The 22853-nt window shown below is 53.2% G+C and carries 18 protein-coding genes; 3 read left to right on the top strand and 15 right to left on the bottom strand.

Going from position 1 to position 22853, the window contains the following annotated elements:
* Positions 1 to 85 precede the first annotated feature (85 nt).
* The 7 genes from KJS40_RS01170 to KJS40_RS01140 all read right to left on the bottom strand — a co-directional run bounded on the left by KJS40_RS01170 (position 86) and on the right by KJS40_RS01140 (position 9360).
* Positions 86 to 2743, bottom strand: a complete 2658-nt coding sequence (locus tag KJS40_RS01170; RefSeq protein ID WP_213538743.1) for an MMPL family transporter — start codon at positions 2741 to 2743, stop codon at positions 86 to 88.
* Between the two features lie 51 nt (positions 2744 to 2794).
* A complete protein-coding gene (locus KJS40_RS01165; protein ID WP_244859644.1) occupies positions 2795 to 3529 on the bottom strand; it encodes an HpnM family protein in 735 nt (244 codons plus the stop codon).
* Positions 3530 to 3700: 171 nt separating this feature from the next.
* Positions 3701 to 4807, bottom strand: a complete 1107-nt coding sequence (gene hpnH / locus KJS40_RS01160) for an adenosyl-hopene transferase HpnH (RefSeq protein ID WP_090455752.1) — start codon at positions 4805 to 4807, stop codon at positions 3701 to 3703.
* Between the two features lie 499 nt (positions 4808 to 5306).
* Positions 5307 to 6572, bottom strand: a complete 1266-nt coding sequence (locus KJS40_RS01155; RefSeq protein ID WP_025041340.1) for a porin — start codon at positions 6570 to 6572, stop codon at positions 5307 to 5309.
* A 263-nt stretch (positions 6573 to 6835) separates the two neighbouring features.
* Positions 6836 to 7675 carry an indole-3-glycerol phosphate synthase TrpC gene (trpC, locus tag KJS40_RS01150; RefSeq protein WP_213538742.1) on the bottom strand — a complete coding sequence of 280 codons (840 nt, stop codon included), beginning with the start codon at positions 7673 to 7675 and terminating at the stop codon, positions 6836 to 6838.
* Positions 7676 to 7678: 3 nt separating this feature from the next.
* Positions 7679 to 8731 (bottom strand): anthranilate phosphoribosyltransferase, encoded by a 1053-nt coding sequence (trpD, locus tag KJS40_RS01145; protein WP_213538741.1) that lies wholly within the window; start codon positions 8729 to 8731, stop codon positions 7679 to 7681.
* Positions 8732 to 8796: 65 nt separating this feature from the next.
* On the bottom strand, positions 8797 to 9360 hold the full coding sequence (locus KJS40_RS01140) for an aminodeoxychorismate/anthranilate synthase component II (RefSeq protein WP_213538740.1): 564 nt from the start codon (positions 9358 to 9360) through the stop codon (positions 8797 to 8799).
* Positions 9361 to 10115: 755 nt separating this feature from the next.
* On the opposite strand from KJS40_RS01140, the gene KJS40_RS01135 reads away from it, so the two are divergent.
* Positions 10116 to 11063 (top strand): polysaccharide pyruvyl transferase family protein, encoded by a 948-nt coding sequence (locus tag KJS40_RS01135; RefSeq protein WP_213538739.1) that lies wholly within the window; start codon positions 10116 to 10118, stop codon positions 11061 to 11063.
* A gap of 291 nt (positions 11064 to 11354) precedes the next feature.
* Here KJS40_RS01135 and KJS40_RS01130 read toward each other — a convergent pair whose 3' ends face one another.
* The 8 genes from KJS40_RS01130 to KJS40_RS01095 form a co-directional block, all read right to left on the bottom strand.
* Complete coding sequence (locus tag KJS40_RS01130; protein WP_213538738.1) at positions 11355 to 11729, bottom strand: hypothetical protein; 375 nt, start codon at positions 11727 to 11729, stop codon at positions 11355 to 11357.
* A gap of 185 nt (positions 11730 to 11914) precedes the next feature.
* Complete coding sequence (locus tag KJS40_RS01125) at positions 11915 to 12679, bottom strand: complement resistance protein TraT (RefSeq protein WP_213538737.1); 765 nt, start codon at positions 12677 to 12679, stop codon at positions 11915 to 11917.
* A 126-nt stretch (positions 12680 to 12805) separates the two neighbouring features.
* Complete coding sequence (locus KJS40_RS01120) at positions 12806 to 13135, bottom strand: hypothetical protein (protein WP_213538736.1); 330 nt, start codon at positions 13133 to 13135, stop codon at positions 12806 to 12808.
* Positions 13136 to 13730: 595 nt separating this feature from the next.
* Positions 13731 to 14504, bottom strand: a complete 774-nt coding sequence (locus KJS40_RS01115; RefSeq protein WP_244859643.1) for a DNA repair protein — start codon at positions 14502 to 14504, stop codon at positions 13731 to 13733.
* Between the two features lie 5 nt (positions 14505 to 14509).
* Complete coding sequence (locus tag KJS40_RS01110; RefSeq protein ID WP_213538735.1) at positions 14510 to 16207, bottom strand: putative porin; 1698 nt, start codon at positions 16205 to 16207, stop codon at positions 14510 to 14512.
* A 23-nt stretch (positions 16208 to 16230) separates the two neighbouring features.
* Entirely contained in the window at positions 16231 to 16896 is a 666-nt protein-coding gene (locus KJS40_RS01105) for an energy transducer TonB (protein WP_213538734.1), read from the bottom strand.
* A 3-nt stretch (positions 16897 to 16899) separates the two neighbouring features.
* Positions 16900 to 17304 carry a biopolymer transporter ExbD gene (locus tag KJS40_RS01100; protein ID WP_025041348.1) on the bottom strand — a complete coding sequence of 135 codons (405 nt, stop codon included), beginning with the start codon at positions 17302 to 17304 and terminating at the stop codon, positions 16900 to 16902.
* Between the two features lie 11 nt (positions 17305 to 17315).
* Positions 17316 to 18974 (bottom strand): DUF2341 domain-containing protein, encoded by a 1659-nt coding sequence (locus KJS40_RS01095; RefSeq protein ID WP_213538733.1) that lies wholly within the window; start codon positions 18972 to 18974, stop codon positions 17316 to 17318.
* A gap of 304 nt (positions 18975 to 19278) precedes the next feature.
* Between KJS40_RS01095 and KJS40_RS01090 the strand changes: the two genes are divergently transcribed.
* Both KJS40_RS01090 and KJS40_RS01085 read left to right on the top strand, forming a co-directional pair.
* Positions 19279 to 21396 (top strand): PhoX family phosphatase, encoded by a 2118-nt coding sequence (locus KJS40_RS01090; RefSeq protein ID WP_213538732.1) that lies wholly within the window; start codon positions 19279 to 19281, stop codon positions 21394 to 21396.
* A gap of 98 nt (positions 21397 to 21494) precedes the next feature.
* Entirely contained in the window at positions 21495 to 22817 is a 1323-nt protein-coding gene (locus KJS40_RS01085) for a glycerophosphodiester phosphodiesterase family protein (RefSeq protein WP_244859642.1), read from the top strand.
* The last annotated feature ends 36 nt before the right edge of the window (positions 22818 to 22853 follow it).

The following is a 22853-nucleotide window of genomic DNA, read 5'->3' as shown; positions in this document are numbered from 1 at the left end:
AAGTCCGCCGGGGCAGAGGCGGTAACCGGTCTCTCAACCCTTCATCCTCATTCCCAGACTCATTCGCCAGCGGCGTCAGATTTGATCATACCTTGATGCTTTGAGCGGGCGCCTTCAATAAGATCGGCAGTATCACCAAGGTGCAGAGGAGCGTAAAAGTCAGTCCCACGGTAAGCATTATTCCCATACTGGCGGTACCTTCATGCGACGAAAACATGAGACTTGCGAAATCGACCAGTGCAGTCAAAGCACTATAGAAAATAGCCCTTGCGGTACTGGTGTGGATCAAGACTTCGCTCACCATCTCGTTATTCAGGCTTCGGTGCACCATGTGCAGGCTACTGTCGATACCGAGGCCAAGCAATAGCGGCAAAGCAATGATATTTGCAAAATTGAACGGTACATTCAACACGACGGTGAACGCGGCAGTGAATAAACTGGACAGCAAAAGCGGGGTCAGCACCAGCAGGGTATACTTCATGCTGCGCAATATTATCAGCAGTGCGATGACAATCCCCGCCAGCGCCAGTAGAAATGCCTGGATAAATGCCTGCACCACCGCCTCACCTGCTTCAAGGCTCACCATGGGCGCCCCCGTGGCGTTCGGCGCGACTTGTTGCACCGAACGCACAAAACGCCGCAATGCATCGTTGTCGTTAAGATCTTCAGCCGGATAGACTGCGATCCGGTACTCGCCCGAGCGGCTTTCCCACCGGCTGCTTAGCGATTCCGGCAGGTCCTTCATGCCAAATGGGACAGCTTCAGTAGCAATCCGCAAGCTCTGCAAAGCGGAGGGTAGTGTAGTCAGAAGATCGGCCTCCGCTGACTGCAGCAAGTGACTCCTCTCGTCGGCACTCGCCGCATCGAGTCGGACAAACAGAGCGGTAAGAGATGCTTTGAGAGCACGAACACTTGCCAATGCGGGATGATCGGGACGCTCGGCGATAAATCGATCCAATACGGCGGCTAGTGTATCCAACGATTTACGTTGATTTACCTGGGCTTCACCGCCCATCGGCCGAGCCTGCGTTGTATTCGTTATCGGTCCCATCGTAAGAGCCATTTCCTCGATAAGCGAAAGTTTCTCTTCCTGCTCTGCTGGCACCAGGTCGAAGATGGTAACCACCTTGGTCACTTCAGGAAGCTTGGCCAGCTGCTGCGCCAGACGTTCTGCTTCTTTTCGATCGCGGGCCAATGCAGTCGCATGCCAGGGGGAATTGTCGACGTCCAGAAGAAGTTCCTTGAATGTCCGTATCGCTTCTCCATTCTGTGCTTGCATATTCAGCAGGTTATAGTCAAATGTTACCCGAGGCAGTATTGCAAGAGCAGCAACCAAAGCGACGAAAGTGACGGCATAAGTCAACTTGTGCCACTTCAAGGATAGCTCAAGCACTTTCCCCACTGAGCTCTTTGTGGTGGCTTTCGTTGACAACTTCCTGGGAAAATAACGTAGCAGGGCGGGCCCTATGGTAAGGGTAACGAGCAGACTGATCACCATGCCGGTACCGGAAATGATCCCCAATTCCGCGACTCCACTATAATCGGTAGGCATGAATGCGTAAAAACCGATGGCGTTGGTGATCGTACAAGCAGTCAGTGCCGCTCCGGCATCGCCGCCGGACAGGTGCATGGCTTCGGCCGGCGAAGTACCGCTTTCCAGAATCTCACGATATCGGAGCAGAAAATGGATGGCAAAATCGGCCCCCAGGCCGATATATAGCACTGCAAATGCGATAGAGATCAGATTCAGGTGGCCGACCGCCGCAGTGGCAAACGCTGCGGTAAGAAGCAAACCCATCGTCAGGCAAACGAGTACATTAATTATCAGTCCCGCATTATGCATCGCGAAGTAGAGCACGATAGCGACCATTACAAATGTAATGATTCCGGCATACTCCATTCCGCGCAGCGAGCTGTTGAGCTCCTCCTCAGCCAGCGCTACCTCGCCGGTAATTCGCAACCGAACCGGTCCATTTTCCGACACGCCAACATCTTTTGCTGCTGCATAAAGGGCTGCGATGGACTGCTCCGCCGGTGATAGCTGTGTGTAATCAAGTTTCGGTTTAACTACGATCAACTGCTGGTACTTATTCTTCTGCGGTTCTCCATTGAACAGTGATTGCCATGATAAAGCCCGGGGCGATCCACTGAGCCGTGCATCAAAAGTTGCGCTTATCCCGTTCAGCACGGGTTGAAGCTCCATGCTGCGTCCCTCGCGCAACTCGTCCACCGCTCGGGTAAGCACGGAAGCAAAAGATGACAAGGTGGGGTTTTCGGAGATATGCGCTATGAGCGGCTGTGCCGCGGCCAGGCGATCAGTGATCTGTTCCAGCTCGGGAATACTTTCATAGAGCAAGCCGTTACGCTCAAAAAAAACGTCCACGTTAGGCGTGTAGACATCGTAAAAACTTGCAGTATCTTTTTTAAGCTGTGCGGCAAGACGTTCGGTTGCCAGATATACCTGCTCGGGCGTGGGGGCGTCCAGCACCACCAGCAGGGTTTCCATGTCCTGCGGGAACGTCTCGTTGTAGTGCTTCATATTGACGCGAAACGGCAGATGCTCCGAGAGCATGTCCGTGGTATCGGTATTTATACCGAGGTTACGCGAAACATATAATCCGCACACGACAGTGACCAACAAAGCCCCTAGAAGAATCCAGGCGGCGTATTGGTAAGAGAGTGTGGACCAGCGCGCGAAGATGTCGTATATGCGGCTGTGAGAAGCTTTGATTGGTGTGGCCATCCTTGAGGAAGCAATTTAGGACGATCAATCCTCGGTGCTGCCCAGGTTTTTTTAACCTTGCTCGGTCAGGATGATCTTTTTCTTGAGCATGTCGATGAGTGTCGCGAAACCATCACGCTGGAGGATAGCACGGTACTCGACCCGTTTCAGTGCGAGATCGCTGACGCCGTCAGCCAGGACGTTGACAATGCGCCATCCATCCTTCCCATTCCGGAGGATATAGTCGAAACGTACGGGCTCGCCGGTCGGTAAAAACAGCTTGCTGCGTACCATTATCTGATCCCGCGGCATCGATTGTTGCTCTATAAATTCGAACCGCTCACCTTCGTAACTTCTGAACCAACCCACGTAGGTGCCAATGCTGAGCTTTCGGAAAATGTCCTTGAACGTGCGCTGTTGCTCGGCATCCAATTGAGTCCAGTTAGCCCCTAGCGTAGTGCGGGCAATAAAATCAAGATCGTGGGTGCGATCAATAACAGGGGCCAGCAATTCATAGCGACCTTCATATCCCAGTTTGGGCCCTTCTCGCATCGCCTTGATAAGCGACTCGTGCAGGTCATTCACGACCTGTTCCGGGCTGGAGGTATCCTGGGTCTCGGCCCAGGATACAGGCGCAGCCAGCAACATGACTGCTATCACCTGAAATTTCAAAGCGGACGTAATGGCGCGCAGGATTTTCATATTGACAACCTTTATAGCAACGCTAATCGCGCTATACGCCGTAGCGCCGAAGTGAGGCCTGATCAGTCGGCCAAACGTTATACCCGATGGGCTGGGCGCTACCATGACTGGATAAACCTGCCATGGCTGCCCCATCTGTTTAAGGCCGGGAGTCACAAGCGTCGATAAAGGCCATGCCCCATGGACTCATTGTGGACAGCGAGTCATCATGAGGAAATCGGGTTTCCGGTGCCCTTAAAGCCGGCGTGCGGGCTTTAAGGGCACGACCCTGATTTATCATTCCACTTTAACAGGAATTCCAGCGAGCGTTGCTGGAGATTTCAGTTTTTCGGACGCCCATTTAGGTGTGGACTCAGCCACCATCGGACCAGTGGTTCTTGGACCCCTGAGGGAGGTGAGTAATGCCTTCACCGGATGCTGTAACATATCTTCAACGGCGGTCGCCTCATAGCCACAATGGGCCATGCACTGGGCACACTTGGGATTGCTACTGTTACCGTATTTTTCCCACGGGGTGTCCTCCAGCAGTTCCTGAAAACTGGACGCATATCCCTCATCCGACAATAAATAGCAAGGTTTTTGCCATCCGAACACGTTGCGCGTCGGATTGCCCCAGGGGGTACACTGATAATTCTGATTACCTGCAAGGAAATCAAGATAAAGCGAGGAATGATTCAACTTCCAGTTCCGCGTCTTGCCCAACTTGAAGATACCTCGAAATAGATTCTTGGTATCCTTCCCCTTGATAAAGATGTCTTGTCTCGGGGCGCGTTCATAGCTGAATCCCGGCGCGATGGTTGCGCCTTCGATACCTAGCTCCATGGCATAATCAAGAAACTCGGCAACATCCTCGGGCGTCTCGCCCTGGAACAGGGTGCAGTTTACGGTGACCCTGAACCCTCTTGCCACCGCCATTTTTATGGCTTCAACTGCCCGGTCAAAAACACCGTCCTGGCAAACCGAGGCATCATGCCGCTCTTTCAGGCCATCCAGATGGATTGAAAAAGTCAAATAAGGTGACGGCGTATAGTCGTCCATCTTTTTTTTCAACAGGAGCGCATTCGTGCACAGGTAAATATACTTCTTCCGCGCAATGATACCCTCGACAATTTGCGGCATTTCCTTATGTATCAGCGGCTCTCCCCCGGGAATGGACACCATTGGCGCGCCGCACTCATCAACCGCCTCCATGCATTGTTCAACAGAAAGCCGCTGGTCCAGGATGTGGTCCGGATAGTCTATTTTACCGCAGCCTGCACAAGCCAAATTGCAACGAAACAGAGGCTCCAGCATCAGAACCATAGGATATTTTTTTACCCCTTTCAACTTTTGCTTGAGCAGATAAGTGCCTACAGCTATTTGTTGACGTAAAGGAACTCCCATGAGTAAACCCTCCAAAAACTTGTATAAAACCGATTGATAGCCACAGGCAATAAGTGCCCAGTTTTTTCTGTTATTTTCCCATGCCGAACTTGATAGTCAGAATACGTTCTGATCTCCGGACGATCCCATATCCCACTCTTGCATACTTGCAAGCTGCTCGCCGGTACTCCGGTTTCCAACCCCTGGCCCATCATGCATTCCGGGTCAAAAAGCTGTTCATTCCGCTACATCGAAGCGCCCTGCGACAGATCAGGTTCCAGTCATTTTTTTCGCTTACATTCTTGTTACAACAACATATTAGCACGGATATTTTTCAAACTAAACACACAACATTTTCAGGGTCTAATGAGGCTCCGAACAACCCCCAACGCGGACGTAATGGCGGTTTTGCGCTATGCTCGATCCCCTTCCGCTTCGATTTTCAGGGGGGAGCCGATTCCATAAAAGAAGGAAAAAAATGGGGCGCCTAGGCGCCCCATTTTCAACTGGTTCGTTTCAATTAAAAATTGTGACGGATACCAATCGTGTAGGTAGCACGACTACCTGTTGCATAGCTGGGGGCAGCATAGCTGACAGTAGAGGTACCGAGGTTATTTGCATCTGAACCATTCGGGTTGCTCACGTATACATGCTGATAACCACCAAACACGCTCGTGCGCTTGCTCAGATTGTGGATTGCACCTACCGTAAAGCTATCGGCTTTGCGTGCTGCTGAGTTATTGACGCCGCCTGCGTGGGCCTTGGTCATACCGCCCTGAGCCACCAGAGTAGTGTTGCCCCACTTGTATTGCGCGCCTGCGAACCAGATGTTGCCATCGCCGCCCCAGTTCATTGCGGAATTGCACTGCCCTGTGCCGCTACCAGCGGAGTCGAGCGGGTTCGCTACCAGCGCGGCTGCTGTGGTACAGGTGGCGGAGCCGAGCGCGTTGTTGATATTTTCATATTGGCCGCTGAACTTGAAGTTTTCCCAAGTCCATGCACCACCAACCCGCCATACTTCTTCTGTCTTGAGACCGATGCTCTTCTGTGTTCCATTGGCGTTGTCTCTGGAGTATCCACCAAATATATCAAGCCCCATGCCCATGAAATCGACATGATATTTGGCAGCAGCCTGGCCGTCGAACTCACCGTTTCTACCACCGGTATTGCCTTGGCTGCCCAGTCCGCCCGGAGCGAAACCAGCTATCAGGCTACCGGATTGCAGGGGATCGAGCGTATTTGCATCACCCGGCATAAGCAAGCCGGAAAAAGAGAAACCCTCTATCGTTGCCGAGTCGTAGCGGATGGCACTGTTGACGAAGCCATTTGCACCTGAGCCCATACCGTTGGCGCCAGCAGACATGGTACCGCCGGCACCGTTGGCTTGCAGCGTAGTGTACGCAAACGGATCAATGGTCATACCACCGGCGAAGTCCTTGAAGGGAGATTGAACGCGGCCAAATTTGACATCGCCCCACTGATTGCTGGAAAGACCCACCCATTGCTCACGAGGTGTGGTGGCTGAGCCGGAACCGGCGTTCAAGCCCATTTCCAGACGGGCATTTGCCCTGAATCCATTACCGAGATCCTCGGTAATATGCAGACCCCAACGTGATGAGCGGGAGTTGTCTTGCAGCGATCCTTGGCTGGGTTGGCTAGCAAAATCGACGAGGCTGTATTCAGCTTGTACCCGGCCAAAAATTGTGACGTTCGTCCCCTGAGCGGATGCAACCACCGGGGCCGCGAGTGCACCAGCAGCAGCCAGTGCAATCAGTTTCTTTTTCATATGGAAAATCTCCTTTAAAGTTGAAACGGTGGGGTGCCTCTCACCGACCCTATTTCGGTGATGTAGTGTCCCGCTGCTTGGACCTCTCTGAATGAGAGGGTTGAGAGATTGTGCCTAACGTAGCAATTGCTAGCAAGGAAATAACGAGACTTTCGAAGTATGGAAGATGTATGTGTTGCTTTTTTGCAACAAAAAGGTTCGGCTCGCGATCCAGGTAAAAGGTAAGCGCCGGTTCGGGCGTGGTAAACCGTAACACTTGTGTGTCAATCCTGCCCAAACAGTCGTGCCAGCTCCGCCCCCGGATCATCGGCGCGCATGAAAGCTTCACCCACGAGAAAGGCATTGACCTGATGATTGCGCATCAGCACGACATCGGCGGGTACGAGTATGCCGCTTTCGGTTATTACAATGCGCTCGGGCGGAATGCGATCAAGCAATTGCAGCGTAGTGTCCAGGCGAGTTTCGAACGTATGCAGGTTGCGATTGTTGATGCCGATCAGGGAGGAATTTAATTGCAACGCGAGCTCCAGCTCTGCACCGTCATGTACCTCAACCAGCACCCCCATGCCGAGCGCGTGCGCGAGCGATTCAAGCTCGAGCATCCGAGCTACTATTTCCGTCTCTTGCCGGCACTCTCCAGTCATGAGAGAAGCCTTGCGGAAGGCCGCCACGATAACCAGGATGCAATCCGCTCCCATCGCGCGGGCCTCAACCACCTGATATTGATCCAGCATGAAATCCTTGCGCAGTACCGGCAGATCACAAGCGGCTTTGGCCTGCCTTAAATACTCCGCGCAACCGCTGAAAAACCGGTTATCGGTTAATACCGACAGACAGGCTGCTCCATGTCTCGCATAGGTGGCCGCGATGGCAGCCGGGTCGAACTGCTCCCGCAAGACACCTCGGCTGGGGCTGGCTTTCTTGATTTCCGCAATGACCGCCGGCAACCCGGCGTCCATCTTATTGCGGAGTGCCCCGGCAAAATCCCTGGGATGGGGCACGGCCTCGGCTTCGCGATACAATTCGTCAAGCGGCCTCGCAGCCTTTGCGGCAGCGATCTCCTGCCACTTGACGGCTAAAATCTCTTGCAGAATGTCGGTCATAGACTAAACCCGGGAAGCTTCATTCCGATTTTCACGATTTGAGAATTCGACCAGCTCCAGCAATTTTGCCTTGGCTGCACCGCTCTCTATCGCGACGTTGGCTTTTTCCAAACCCTGCTCCAGTGATTCCGCTACACCGGCAACGTAGACCGCCGCGCCTGCGTTGAGCAATACGACATCGCGGGCCGGGCCGGGTTGATTATCCAGCACCGACAGCAACATCTTTCTGGATTGAATACTATCTTGTGCCTGTATCGACTCAATGGCAGCGGTACTCATGCCGAAATCTTCGGGTTTGATAGTATATTCAATCACCTCGCCGTGCCTGAGTTCACCTACCCAGGTTTCGCCGGCGATGGTGATCTCGTCCAATCCACCTTGCCCATTTCTGCCGTGGACCACCATCACGTGGCGGCTGCCCAGGCGCTGCAGTACCCGAGCCAATATACCGACGAGATCGGGATGAAATACGCCCAGCAACTGATTTCTTGCCCCGGCAGGATTGGTCAGCGGCCCCAGGATATTAAACAGGGTGCGCACGCCCAGATCACGCCTCACCGGTGCGGCATGTTTCATGGCGCTGTGAAAATTGGGAGCGAACATGAATCCGAGGCCGATTTCCTTTATGTCTTCGGCTACCTGACCAGGAGTCTGGTTGAGGTTGACACCAAGGGCTTCAAGCACGTCCGCGCTACCCGATTTGCTGGAGACGGAGCGCCCACCGTGCTTGGCGACCCGTGCACCCGCAGCCGCCGCGACAAAAGCCGCGGTGGTTGAAATATTGAAAGTGTGGGCGGCATCGCCTCCGGTCCCGCATGTATCCACGAGATGCCGGTTATCCGCTACTTCCACGCGGGTAGCAAATTCGCGCATCACCTGTGCCGCGGCGGCGATTTCACCAATGGTTTCTTTCTTTACCCGCAGTCCGGTGACGATAGCGGCGATCAGTGCGGGTGACAACTCGCCACGCATGATCTGCCGCATGAGTGAAAGCATTTCATCGTGAAAGATTTCACGATGTTCGATGATGCGGGCCAGCGCTTCTTGAGGCTTCATAAATCCTTCCTTTTCCGGAGTGCATCCGCTTCACATGGCCTATCCAAAGGCCATTCAGATAGCCCTTATTGGCTCAGAAAGTTTTCCAGCAACTGGTGTCCGTATTCCGTCAGCATGGATTCCGGGTGAAATTGCAGGCCTTCGACCGGCAGAGTCTTGTGGCGCACGCCCATGATCTCCCCATCTTCAGTCCACGCAGTGATTTCAAGGCACGCTGGAAGACTCTCGCGCTCTATGACCAGCGAATGATAGCGAGTCGCGGTGAACGGGTTTGGCAAATCACGAAATATGCCGGCGCCACTGTGAAAGATAGGCGACGTTTTGCCATGCATGAGCTGCCTGGCGTGGATGATTTTCCCGCCGAAAGCCTGTCCTATGCTCTGGTGACCCAGGCAGACGCCCAGTATGGGAACTTGACTGTTGTAATGCTCAATTAACGATACCGATATGCCTGCTTCATCTGGCGTGCAGGGGCCCGGTGAAATTACGATGCGCGCAGGCTTTAGCCGCGCAATTTCATCGAATGTGATTTCATCATTGCGAAACACCCTCACTTCCTCACCCAGTTCGCCAAAATACTGCACCAGGTTGTAGGTGAAAGAATCGTAATTGTCGATCATCAACAGCATTATGGAAATTTATCCTGGGAAAATAGATAAAAATCCTTTATGTCTCGCCTTTTTATGTCGGGCATAGGAGAAGGGCATGAAAGAGAACTTGATATTATCCCTGCTCCGCAACGACCGGACAAGGATAAGATGAGATGACCGAAGAATGGGGAATAAAAATACCAAAGGTATCCGTATCCATGTATTTCAGGGACGGTCCGTTACTTGCAGATAACATAAAATCAAAGATGCTGCGTGACTGCCATTAAACAAAGCAGGATGTAATCCGCATTTCCAGATACCTGACAATTGTGAGAGATCATGTACTCGACGACTGCGTCGAGTGCAGGGATCGATTGAAGTCTATTCTCCGATTTATCGTCCGAGTCCGCATCTCATCCCTGGAATCGCCACTTCGACAATTAACTCATTGCCTTGCCCATGAACAATATCCACAAATAAAATTGGGAGCCGTAAAAAACTTATCTCCACTTGAAGTTTCCTATAACCAACTTCCCGTAACTCATCAAGGCTTCTTTCATCGAGCGGATGCAAAGCACCGCCATATTGCACTCTGCCTCGGGCGGAATCCTACTGATTTTCAAGGGTGCCAGACGAGTTGCTGCTCGGATCGCCGGAGAAGATGTATTTTTCACGTATAAATCGCTGCTTGAAAGCGGAATCAGAACAGGCAAAATAGAAGCTGTTGTAGATCTCCAGGTAATTTTTTGGGGAATTGATCAAGGAGGGATGCCCTAATCGAACAGATAAAAACAATGAGCGATGCACCTCATGCTGAATTAATGCGCTCTCTGACTGGCAAACACCATATCCTGGCCGGCTTGATTGGAACAGCTCCGGTTCATTACGTCGATTTACCTGTTCACAGGAACATAGGTGATCTGCTGATCATGCTGGGCACGCTCCGCTTCTTCGCGCTCCATGAGTTGAAGATAAGTCTGAAGGCGGCGTATTTTACCTACCGCCCAAGCTGGGCAAGAACCGGGGATGTGATCGTATTCCAGGGCGGCGGTAATCTTGGCGATCTTTACGCAGGACCGCAGCAGATGCGTCAACATGTGGTAGAGAAGCTACCGGGAAACAGGATAATTATCTTCCCTCAGACCATCCACTTCCGTTCCCCGGATGCGTATGCGCAATGCTGCAGGATTTTTGCAAAGCACCCCGATCTCCATATTTGTGTCAGGGACCATAAGTCATTTGAACTGGCGGTTCCCATGTCGCGGCATGTTTATCTTCTCCCGGATATGGCGCACCAGTTATGGCCGATACAACAAGCCCGGCATTGCGAGGGCCATCGTCTCGCGCTATTGAGAGCTGATGTCGAGTCCGCAGGGAGCGAGGTTATCGATTTTGATATGCGTGCTGACTGGCGGGAGTTGGTCAGGCATAAAAATACCTGGATTCGAATGATGCGGGGAGTGCTGGCTGCCTTGCACCTGGCGCACCTCGACTCGGGTATCCTGTCCCTTGAGATGGACTTGTGGATCAAATACGCAACGAAACTGGTTGGCGAGGCGATCGATCTTTTCAGCAGATTCGAGGTAGTCACGACTGACCGGTTGCATGCCCACATTTTGTCCTGTCTGATGGGGATTCCGAATACGGTCTTGAATAACTCTTATGGCAAGAACTATTCCTATATCACTGCGTGGACCGGGTCGAGCAGTATCGTGGATTACCGAGCGAAAAACGTTGAATAAAACCGAAAAATAATCCTCTTTCGAAAGAGGAATGACGGCAAGCCGTCAAAAGAGTAGGGCTGTCTCAGCCAACTTCACGATGCTTGTGTGCGCCCGCTCAATTCCCTTGGTAACAACCCCCTTTATTATGCCTAAGCCAAAACTGCGTGATCGGATAGCTCGTTTTCTCGACATCCCTGTCCATATGCCAGGGGTTATAAAGCACGGTAAGTCATGTGCCTACTCGAAGGAGTCTCGTCGATCTTCTTGAAATGCGAAACCACCTCGTCTCGACACTCCACGCTTCAAACCTCAATTTTCGAGAGCCTGGTTTTCACGATCCTGCTTTTTCTTTGGATCGCGCTGAGCGTTTTGACGCATCTTTTGATCCAGTTTATTCATCTGCTCTGGCGTGAGCACTCCTTGGAGGCTTGACCGCGTTTCCTGCTGCACTTTTTGCAATTTTTGCTTTTCCTCATTGAAAATAGCATCGACTTTCTTTCTCTCCGTATCGAAAATGACTTCAACCTTGGTTCGTTGGTCTGCGCTAAAGCCCAGCTCTTTACTCATGTGCTCGATTCCTTTTTTCCTATCCGCGGATCCCGTGTCGTTTTGTTGAGAATGGCTGGCAACAGGAGTCAAAAGAAGGCCCAAAATCAGTGAGATATTTATCAGTTTTTTATTCATTATTATTTCTCTGGGGTTTATCTGGTGATTATTTACTTATGGTGGAGTAATCGCCTGAATTGACCAGAATCAGGCGGTTCCCGATAAAGAAAGGTGGATATGATTCGAGGGCTATTCGAGGGCTAGCGGAGACAGGAGCGACTTTGGTTACGATCATCGTAACCAAAGTCGCTCCAGCGGAAAAACTAGAAAAGTCCAGAAATAGAGCGCGTCAATCCATTCGTCAAATCCGGGGCCGCTTCGTCATACGCCAGATTTACCTTATTGGCCGTGCTGACAACACGAGTGCGATACTTGTTCATATTGCTGACCTTGGTAGATGACTGTCTTCTTGATCCGCCGATCCCTTGCTTGGCATCCTGCTGGCTATCTTGTCGAATTACAACGCCTTGCTCGGCCCGTTCGGCGATTTCAACATCGGTAATGGCCATGAACATGACATCCTTCACTGCGGCACTCGCGACAGTGTCCGCGATACCAAAAGCCGCGGCGCCGGCCAATCCGCCAATACCGGCACCCGTCCAGCCAGCTAGCGCGGCACCTGTTGCCATTCCCACTGCAGCCCCGGTAGAAATAGTGCCGCCATAGCCCGCCCCCAAAGCAGCTTGCGCAGCTGTCGGGCTAGCCTTGTCCACGCTCAGGACATTGACCTGGAGCCAATAATGAGCCACTTTCGGATTATTGGTAATGGTATAGCCTTTTCCTTCAAGCACTCTTGCAACAGGACCGGCGATATCAAAGTTTGCCTTGTCGGACGTATTCCGGACATTTAAATAAATAATTTTTTGATCCGGCTCAACTGGATCAAGAAAAATGGTATCGCTCATTTTGGTTTGAACGTCCAGATCCTTTTTGGCTATTGACGTATGCACGGCGGCACAACCGCTTAATATCATCGAAAACACCATGAAACCGGCCAGCGTAATACCTTTACCTTTCAAGTAACTCATTTTCTCCCCTTTTTATTAATGACTAAATTACTTCGGGCGGGGCTAATAAGAAATATTTATTATTTTTCTTATTTAACTATCGCCAATATGCTATTGAATTACATGAACCAATACTTCCAGAGAGCTTTACCACCAGCCGCCGTAGAACGGGGAGTAACCCCCTCCATAAAGTCCGCCGTAATACGGACGAACATAGCCACCATAACCAAATCCCCCTAGCAGCGGTATGCTAGGAGCAACATAGGCAGGGGATTTGGTCGGTGTTCCCCTCTCCGTCGCGGCTTTGAGAGATGCTGTCAGACTCGCATCATCCGGAACAATAAAGGGCTTGGAAATTGTTTCCTCATTGAACTGCCTCTGGATTTCCTCCAGATTCTGTGACCATGCAGCAGTGCTCTGTATGGAAGCAAAAAGCAGAAACCCGTAGAAAACGTTCTTATTACCCGTGGTTGCCATTTCACGTCTCCAATCTGATTAATATCCCTATTGTTGAGTATAAATAAGTTTTTTTGGAACGTAAATTTTTTATTTACAACAAGTGCACAATGTAATTTTTTGAACAAGCAACTCTGCTTTTTTACTTACTTTGTCGTTCCATGTTTCGATTAATGCAGCCAACATAGCGTAGATTTCCGGTTCCGGAACGGCGGAATTGTTCCAGCCTACCGCCAGGTTGATTAATTGCCAAGACCAAGAAATTAACACTGTAATTAACCCTTCCGCAGCATTATCAAATTCCTGAAAAAGAATGCCAGAACAGATTTTTTAAACAAAAGCGGTGTCCGAGGGACTAAAAAGGGAAACGTGATTATCACGTTAAAACTGGTGGTTCCTTTATCAGGAAGGGAAGGTATTGAGATCAAGACTTTTCTTTACGTACTCGTGTGCCGGCGAAGGAAAAACCCCGTCGGCGCGTACCTGGTTTGCGCGCCATCCGCGATTATCTTGCGGTCTATAACCAACACCGACTCCTTTCGTCTGGCATAAAACCGCCGATCAAATCATCGAATCCGTCGGTCGATTCCGTACATGAATTAATGACTCAGTGAAGTTACAAATGCTGGTCTTCAATCTTGTCGCGATAGTTTTCGAGCAGATTTTCCATTTCGGCGCGCTTGATCTGAGTAAAAGGTTCCGCCTCCAGGATGGCGTTCAAGGCCCCCTTGCCGCCATACCAATCGACCAGTTCCCGGCCTATTTGATAAAGCTCGTCGTTATTTTTTTCACAGAGCTTCCTCTGGTCGTTTTGCTTCCCGAGCACCGTTGTGGAATTCTTCAGGTCCTGTTCCAGTTGATTCCGTTGACCGGATAATTCTTCATTCCGCTTGATTGCTTCATCAAGCTGTGAGCGCAATTCCTTTCTTTCTGTGCTTGCCGCATCGAGGTCTTTTTCAAGACGGGGGATTTTGGCGGCAACACTCGCGGCGGATCGCTTGTGAGATTCTGTTTCATCGCGGGTTTTTTTTAACGTTTCCTCCAGCACTGTCTTCTCCTGGTCCAACGCCGATCTTTGCTGCTGGATCTCGCTTAATTGCTGTTGCATGTGTCGTAGCGCCTGCCTCTGTTTTTTTTGATCCTTATCATTGGCAGCGATGACGCTGGACGGCCACGAGGTCGCCAGAAGCGCGACGGCTATTACCTGGCACAACAAGCGCGAACCCACTGTCTTACGGTTATTCATACAGGAACCTTTCCCGGTTGCAACGAAACGATGATCGCCGATGAAACAAACGCCGCGTAATAAAGGTATTAAGCTCACCGCAAAACGCGCCACATCCGCCATGCCCATCAATGACAACGCCGTATCGGTCCGTCTGGCGGTCACGCACTTTAGAACCTGGCATTCAGATCCAGATTGATCGAGTCGATGCCCAGCGGCAAGCCGCTGATCTGGTTATAGGAGTTATATCGAAGTCCAAACCAGGTGTTATGGGCCACGCCGTATAAACCATGGACGGTGTAGCCCTTATGATTGGTACCGCCCAAAAGGTAATTGGAATCCGTAAAGGCATCCAGCATCGAGTCCCGCTCCGAATAACGATAGAAGCCGAAGATCTGCCATTGGTGCCGCTCCGAGATAACAGGGTAGCCAACCGTCAAGCGAATCTGATAAGCATCGGTTTCCGGCTTGATATTCTGCCCGGTACGGGTGAATATCCTGTTCTGGTTGTAGCCCACATTCCGTGCATAGTCCACGGTTCCAACAACGTGGATGGGCTTGAATCGCGAGTAGTCCGCCACCATGGTGACGTTGGCGATACGATAATCCGCTGCCAGGGCCCATAGGTTGGTGGTGGGATCCCCATCGTTATCGATGTTGAAGAGACTGTTGCCTTTCTGCCGGAACAGGGTAGCCGTTTGATTGAACAGGGTATCTCCGAAGGCCGGGTTGCGGACCCCGCTGATATTGCGGTAGTCGTAATAGGCGACTCCAACCCTGACTTTGGTGTCGAGGTCGTCCGGGATCCATTCCACGCCCGCCTGGGCTCCGTAGAACCATTTATCCTTAGCCTTGACCGTCTCGCTCTGGTTGATTTGCTGCAAGGGAAATATCCCTGCGTTGAGGAACGGTTTCATGGTTCTGTTTTCTTTGAGCCAGGGATGAAGATTGATCGCAAGACCTTCAAAGTTCAGGTCGGCATCCCATAACAGATCGGTATGTATGACCCCGGCCGTCGGTATCGTGTGAGGCGCGTCCCTGATGGTGCCCGTGTATACGTCTCCCACGGTGCCGACGAAAAAGGGATTGGGGAAACGTCCACCTTTAACCGTGATCCAGTCCCAGGGAGTGAGTTTGAGATAAGCCTGATCCAGCACAAAGCCGAATTTACTATTGAATGTTCCCAGCGTCTGAAGGGTGGATGTGGGAGATCCCATGGATATCGGCCCTCCCAGCGTGCTCCCCGTCGTCGCCGGATCATTGATATTACCGGTGGTCAAGCGCAACCCCATATCCACTCCACGAGTGACATTGGCATTAATGCCGAGACGCATGCGGAGCCTTTCGCGGTGAAGACTGTCCTCGGTGGTGTTGTCGATCTGCTGGCCAATGGCCTGAAAATTAGCGGCGGGCGCATTGGTACTGGCGTAAAAGTCGGCCTGTTCGCGCAGGCGTATGTCTCCTTCCAGCTTGAAGCGGCTGGCCCACTCGGGTACGACATTCACATCACCCCAACCTTCCTGCTTGGCTTGCCCCACTACTGCGTCGCGCAATTCATCGCGAATTTCCTTCTTGATATGTTCGGGCACATAAGTAACGCGCACCTCACCCTTTTTTAGCCCCTCGACAGCGGGTGGTGAGGCTTTTTCCTGGGCTTGTTGCGCAACCCTGGCTTTTTCTTCCGCCTTTCGGATCATTTCGTTAGCCGCCTCTCGCTTGATCACACCCTGCTCAACCAGAAGATGGATCAGATTCAAGGTGGTCTCATACAGAATCTCGACCTTCTGGCGCTCCTCGGTTCTTGCCTGGGCGCCGCTCGCAAATACCGCCATCACGACGGCAGCCGAGAGCATCATAAGGATCTTCATTTTATTTTTCTTCTCCAGACCCATCAGGCGCGCGAGGTCACGCGTATTTTCAACGGCTGCGGCATATCGGCAGGCGGACCCTCTCGCATGGCCCGCAGGTTCTGCAGCACATCCTTGAGTAACTCATCAACCTTTGCATCTCCGGTGTTATCGACCAGCGTAATTCGCGCCACTTTCCCCCCGGCATCGATCCATACCTTCACCACCACCTTGTAGCTTTTGTCCTTGAGCGCCTTCTCGCGCGCCAACGCATCCTGAAAAGCGGAATTCACCGCATCGTTCACTATGGCGTCATACCAGGCCCATGGATTCCCTTTGGAGCCACCGATCAAATCGGCCCCGCCTTTTTTTCCTACGAGCCCGAACCCATCGCCGCTGCCGGTTCCCTCCGCATCCACACCCAGATCCGGCCCTGGCGGCGGTTCATCCGCCTGATCCATTGGTTCGGGGTCGGGCTCGGAAAGCTTGATCTCTTCCTTTACAACAGGCTCCGGCGGTTTTTGCTCAGGGGGTGGCGGAGGTGGCGGCTTGATCAAGGTGATCTGCTGAAGCGATGGCTTCGGCGGTGGCTGGTTACTTCCCAGAAAATCTTTCAGCCACAATCCCAGCGCGACCGCGCCGCTCACGACAAGTAAAACGACAGCCCAGCGCACCCAGGCCGGCCTTCGGTCTTCGCTTGATTCTTCCATGCACTACTTCACCAGTCTCTGGGTGACAAGGCCCAACTGCGTAATATCCAGTTGCCCCAGTAATTCAAGCACTTCCATTACCTTGCCGTACTGCACTACCGTATCTCCCTTGACCACGACCGGCAGCTCGGGATTAGCAGCTCTCAATTCGCCCAGCCGGGTTCGTAATTCATCCAGCGTTACCGGATAGGCATCCAGAAAAATCTGCCCGCTTTCATTGATCGTGATCGCCTTGGTCTGGGGCTTGGCCAGACTGGGAGAATTGCTGGCCTTGGGCAAATTGACCTTTATTCCCTGTACCGATGCTGTGGTCATGATGATGAAAATTACCAGCAACACATAGGCGAGATCCAGCATGGGCACGACATTGATTTCGTCGTAAAGCTCGTTGTCTTCCTGAAGTTTCATGACAATCCCGATCAGCGACTGTAGTTTTCGGCAAGTTTGGTAACAAGCTCGTCGACGAAAATATGCATCCTTGATACGGTGGCCTTGATGCGCGAAGCCAGATAGTTGTAGCCGAACAGCGAAGGGATCGCCACGCCCATGCCGGCCACCGTTGCAGCCAGCGCCGCCGCGATGCCCGGTGCGATTGCGTTGACATTGACATCCCCGGCGGCGGCAATCGCCGCAAATGTGATCATTACCCCCATCACCGTACCCAGCAACCCGATAAAGGGTCCGCCGGAGATAGCGATGGTCAGCAGCACCATGAACCTGTTCATGCGTTGAATCTCCTCCACCAACCCCGCGTCGAGGCTGGCACGGATCGCGTCGAGCGATTGCGGCGACAGCGACTTGGAAAGATGCGCTGCATCGGTGTCGTCGAACCGATGCGCCAATTCAACCGCACTGATGTGGTAAATGCGGTAGAGCGGCGAATATTTGAAGTCTTTCCCCAGTCCCTGCGCTTTATCTATCGTCGTCAGGTCGGTGGAGAGCTCGCGAAATTTATCCATGAAACGGCTATTGGATTTATCCACGCGGTTGATATAGACCGTTTTGCTGTACATTACCCAGATCGCGATCACCAGCATGACCGCCAGCAGTCCAATCGCAACCCATCCATCCACGGTCAGCGATTTCAGGATGATGCCCAGGTGCGAAGCTTCGCCGCCACCACCTTCGGCGGTCTCTTCCTCGCCCATCGTGACAAGCTTGCCGTCCGACCCTTGCGCCGCCTGCACCGCCATCCATTCCGCGTTGCGCGCGATCGCGGATACTTGCACCTCATCCATTTCGCCCGTAAAGCCGGCGCCCAGCATGACGCTTCCCGACGGCAACGCGGCGCCCGGCAACTCGCCCGCCAGCTTGCCATCCACATATACGCGCAGCGCGTCCGCAACCGTGAATCCCAGGTGATGCCATTGGCCTGCGCCAAGCGCCGTGCTTGAAGCAACGCTTGCCGCGCCCGACTTCATTTTGACCAGGCCGCCCTCGAGCACTGCGCTGACATTATCCGACTGGAATAACGTGCCCTTGAGCGACGAGGGCTTGATCCATACCGAGAAGCTGTACCCGGTGCTCGCATTCACCGGGGGCAACGTCAGGCTTTGCGACCCGTCGAACCCCGCGCCGCCGTTTGAGAACGACGCAGCAACCCGCTGTACAGAGGATTGCGCATGCAGACCGTTGAGTCCGCTATCTCGCGGATTCCCTTCCGGCTCGGCAAAATGGTATATGGCGCTGCTGGCATCGTACGTTCCTTTGGGGTCTACCGCGGATGCCGCATTCTCATTACCGAAATAGAGAAAAAGTGCTGTCTGCGCGGAAAGCCTGGGTACCTTCACCCAGATCAACGCCAGCTGATTCGCGCTATCCCATTTTTCGACATGAAATTTCAGTTCAGCCTTGTCATCTCCGGAAACCAGGCGCAAATCGCTACCGTCATCATTCGCCGAGAAAAAATCGAAGTTTCCTGTATGCAAGCGAATGAGTACCGGTGCATCCGCCACTTCTCCGGCCGCGCTCGTCAGCGTGACTTTCTTGCGCGCCGTCCATCCATCGTTCCACCAGGCATGACTGGGCAGCGAGAAGCTACACAACACGAAAGCAAGAAGAAGCGCAAGGACGCGCATGGGTATCCGCCTGAATAAAATAATCAGTGATTATCCATGCACCAGATTACAGCCATTAGGCGGAGATATGGTCCGAACGGATCATCACACGATGGCGGCAAAACAGCTGGAAACGGAGTGGGTTGCGGGAAATAAGTCGCACAGGCGATGAAACCGGCGCGGTGGCGTCCGGTCTATCAGGTACGGATTTTATCTGAATGACAATATAACTTTTGTAACATTGAATGATGAAAATAGCCCATGTACGGTATCCATGCCGACAGCACAGTCACAATCGAAACCGTTCACCGGCAAAGGAGACATCATGACCAGCGCTTTACATCCCGACGGGAAAATAAACCCGGGTTTGACCAGTTGCAACGAATCAGGTAACGAGTCCATCCGAAATCTGATTGACGCGCGCAAACTGTCCCGGCGGGGATTTCTCCAGGGAACCTTCGGCGTAACCATGCTTTCGTTATTCGGTGGATGCTGGTTCGACGGACGAGGCTACCACGCCCGGGCCGCTTCCTCTATCCCGAACGGCATCGGCTTCACGCCGGTTCCAGCCAATATTTTGTCCATGATCGACGCGGTCACGGTTCCGAACGGATACACCGCCAAGGTACTGATAGCCTGGGGTGATTCTCTCACCGCGGCGCCCCATTGGGATACCGTAGGCGCAATGGACGAAGCGACCCAGTTGCACTCCTTCGGCGCTCATTCCGATGGGATACATTTCTCTCCGTTCCCGGGTAACCTCGGCAACTCGCGCGGGTTGCTTGTGGCCGGCAACGAGTATTGCGACCCGGCCCTGGTGAATAACATCAAGCCGGCATCATCGTATAGAACTGTTTCTTTGACGCTGGAAATGGTGCGCGCCCAGCAGGCCGCTCATGGCGTGAGCATTGTCACGGTCCAAAGGGAGAAGGGTGCCTGGGGTGTCGTATCCCAGTCTCCCTTCAACCGGCGCATTACCGGCAATACACTCTGCAGGCTTAGCGGTCCCGCATCGGGACACGATCTGATGACCACTTCCGCCGATCCTGCCGGTCTGAATGTACAGGGCACGCTCAGCAATTGCGCCCATGGCTATACGCCGTGGGGCACCTATCTGACCTGCGAGGAGAACTGGAATAGTTACTTTTCCAATGAGACCGGAAACGTTGCGGGCATAAGCGACCCTGCTCGGAAAGCCGACATTCTCGCCAGCCAGAATCGCTATGGCATTGTGAGGGGAGGCTTTGGCTATCGCTGGCACGAGGTGGACAAGCGCTTCCGTGCCGATCTCCATTGCAATGAACCCAACCGCTTTGGCTGGGTGGTTGAAATCGATCCCTGGGATCCTTATAGCATTCCTGTCAAGCGTACCGCCCTTGGCCGTATCAAGCACGAGGGCGCGTGGGTTGTCGTTGACGACGAAAACAGGGTCGCGGTCTACATGGGTGATGACGAGCGCAACGAATATGTGTACAAGTTTGTTTGCAGTAAAACCTACAGCCCTGAAAATCCCCAGGCCAACCGTGATTTGCTGGATTCGGGCACGCTCTATGTGGCGAGGTTCGATAGCGACGGGTCCGGGGTCTGGTTACCCCTGACCTGGGGCATGAATGGACTGACGCCGGAGAACGGCTTCAACAGTCAGGCGGAGGTGCTGATCAAAACCCGCCAGGCTGCCGACCGCGTCGGCGCCACCATGATGGATCGGCCCGAGTGGACCGCTGCGCATCCTTTCACGCGGGAAATTTACCTCACCCTGACCAATAACAATCGTCGCGGTAACAGCCCGGTTTCCGGCAACGCGCCCGATGGTACCAGTACCGCCGCACGTGCCAATCCTCCGGTGGATGCGGCCAACCCCCGCCCCGATAATATCTATGGCCATATCATCCGCTGGCGTGAGCACATGGACAAGCTGACCGCCACCACCTTCAAATGGGATGTCTTCGTACAGTGCGGCGACAAGGCTGGCGGCGGCGCGAACAGAAACCTTGGCGCCAGCTACAATCAGGCCGGTCATGACGGTTATGCCGGCAACATCCACGGTGATGACTACGGTTCTCCGGATGGTCTCTGGTTCGATAAGGATGGACGCCTGTGGATTCAGACCGACCAGGCCGGCGATGCCACGGGTGATTGGATCAATATCGGCGGCAATGCGATGATGTGTGCCGACCCCGCCAACGGAGAAACCAGGCGCTTTCTCACCAGCCCGAAAAATTGCGAAGTGTCCGGCGTGACTACAACCCCGGACGGAAAAACCATGTTCCTGGGAATTCAGCACCCTGGTGAGGATTGGAGCGATAATTTTACCGAAAACTCAACCTGGCCCGATAGCGGGGTCAACGGCCCGACTACAGCCAGCGGCCGCCAGCCAGTATCGAAACCACGCTCCGCCGTAGTGGTCATCACCAAGGATGATGGCGGCGTGATCGGTTCCTGATCCCTTGTGAAGGCTGCTGAGCGTTGAGTAATCGCGACCCCATATTCGAGGCAGTACCAGTACTGACCAAAAAATTCGCCCGCTAAACCGAGCCCGGCATGCCCTCGCGTAATTTCGTCTTGGCGGCATTGATAACATGCCTCATGCTGGCCGCACTATCCATCGTTATCGCACCTGCATCAGCGGGCGAAAGCGATAACGATGGAGAAAGCGCCCGCCATGATCGCGAGATGGAAGCCGACATGAATATCCAGCTCGGCCCGCGTCCTTTTTTCCTCGTCGAAGACATGGAGCCCGGCAAACTCAAGAGCAGGCTGCAGCGCTGCGGCAACGGGCCATTCCGTAAAACCGATTTTTCGATTGGCCACCGTGGCGCAGCCCTGCAGTTTCCGGAGCATACGAAAGAGTCCTATGAGGCAGCCGCACGCATGGGCGCGGGCATTGTGGAGTGCGACGTAACCTTTACCGGGGACAAGATACTGGTCTGCCGTCATTCGCAATGCGACTTGCATACGACGACCAATATTCTCAATACACCGCTTGCGGAAAAATGCAGCGGGCCTTTTACACCCGCTCAGTTCGATGCTTCGGGAAATCTTGTTCGGGAGGCGTCCGCTCGATGTTGCACCAGCGATCTCACCGCGGACGAATTCAAAAGTCTCAAAGGCAAAATGGACAGCTTCAACCCCGCAGCGAGGAGTGTCCCGGAATATCTGGCTGGCATCCCGGGTTGGCGTACGGGCCTGTATGCCGGCCCCACCAGCGGGACTCTCCTTACCCATAAGGAAAGCATACAACTGTTCACGGACCTGGGCGTAAAAATGATGCCTGAGCTCAAGAGCACCGGCATGGCGATGCCTTATGACAGCGATGGCGATGGTGTGGGCGACTACACACAGCAGGACTACGCTCAACAGATGATCGACGAATACAAGGCTGCGGATGTCAATCCCCGGAATGTTTACGTCCAGTCGTTCGATATCCGCGACATACGCTACTGGATCGCCAATGAGCCGCGATTCGGCAAACAGGCGGTTTACCTTGACGATGCCAACGCCGTCGCTGATCTGCCCCAGGCCGCGCAACTGGCCGCATACAAGGCCGAGGGCATCAATATCGTCGCTCCGCCCCTGTTTGCCCTGCTGGCTACCGATGGCAGCGGCAACATCGTGCCCTCCAGATACGCCGGACAGGCGAAGTCCGCGGGACTCGACATGATTACCTGGACGCTGGAACGCTCGGGAATTTTAGCGGATGGCGACAACGGCTTTTATTATCAGACTTTCGACTCGGCGATCGCCCGCGAGGGCGACGTGATGAAAGTGCTGGACGTGCTTGCGAAGGATATCGGCATTATCGGCATCTTCAGCGACTGGCCGGCGACCGTGAGCTACTATGCCAATTGTATGAACCTTCGCTGATCGCCGATAGCGGACGTGTCTGCCTGATACTGGCCG

Origin of the sequence: Nitrosospira sp. NRS527 (assembly GCF_018406445.1) — a bacterium.
Taxonomy (GTDB): domain Bacteria; phylum Pseudomonadota; class Gammaproteobacteria; order Burkholderiales; family Nitrosomonadaceae; genus Nitrosospira; species Nitrosospira briensis.
The sequence above is the reverse complement of the archived record's forward strand: the minus strand, read 5'-3'. Positions and strand labels throughout refer to the sequence as shown.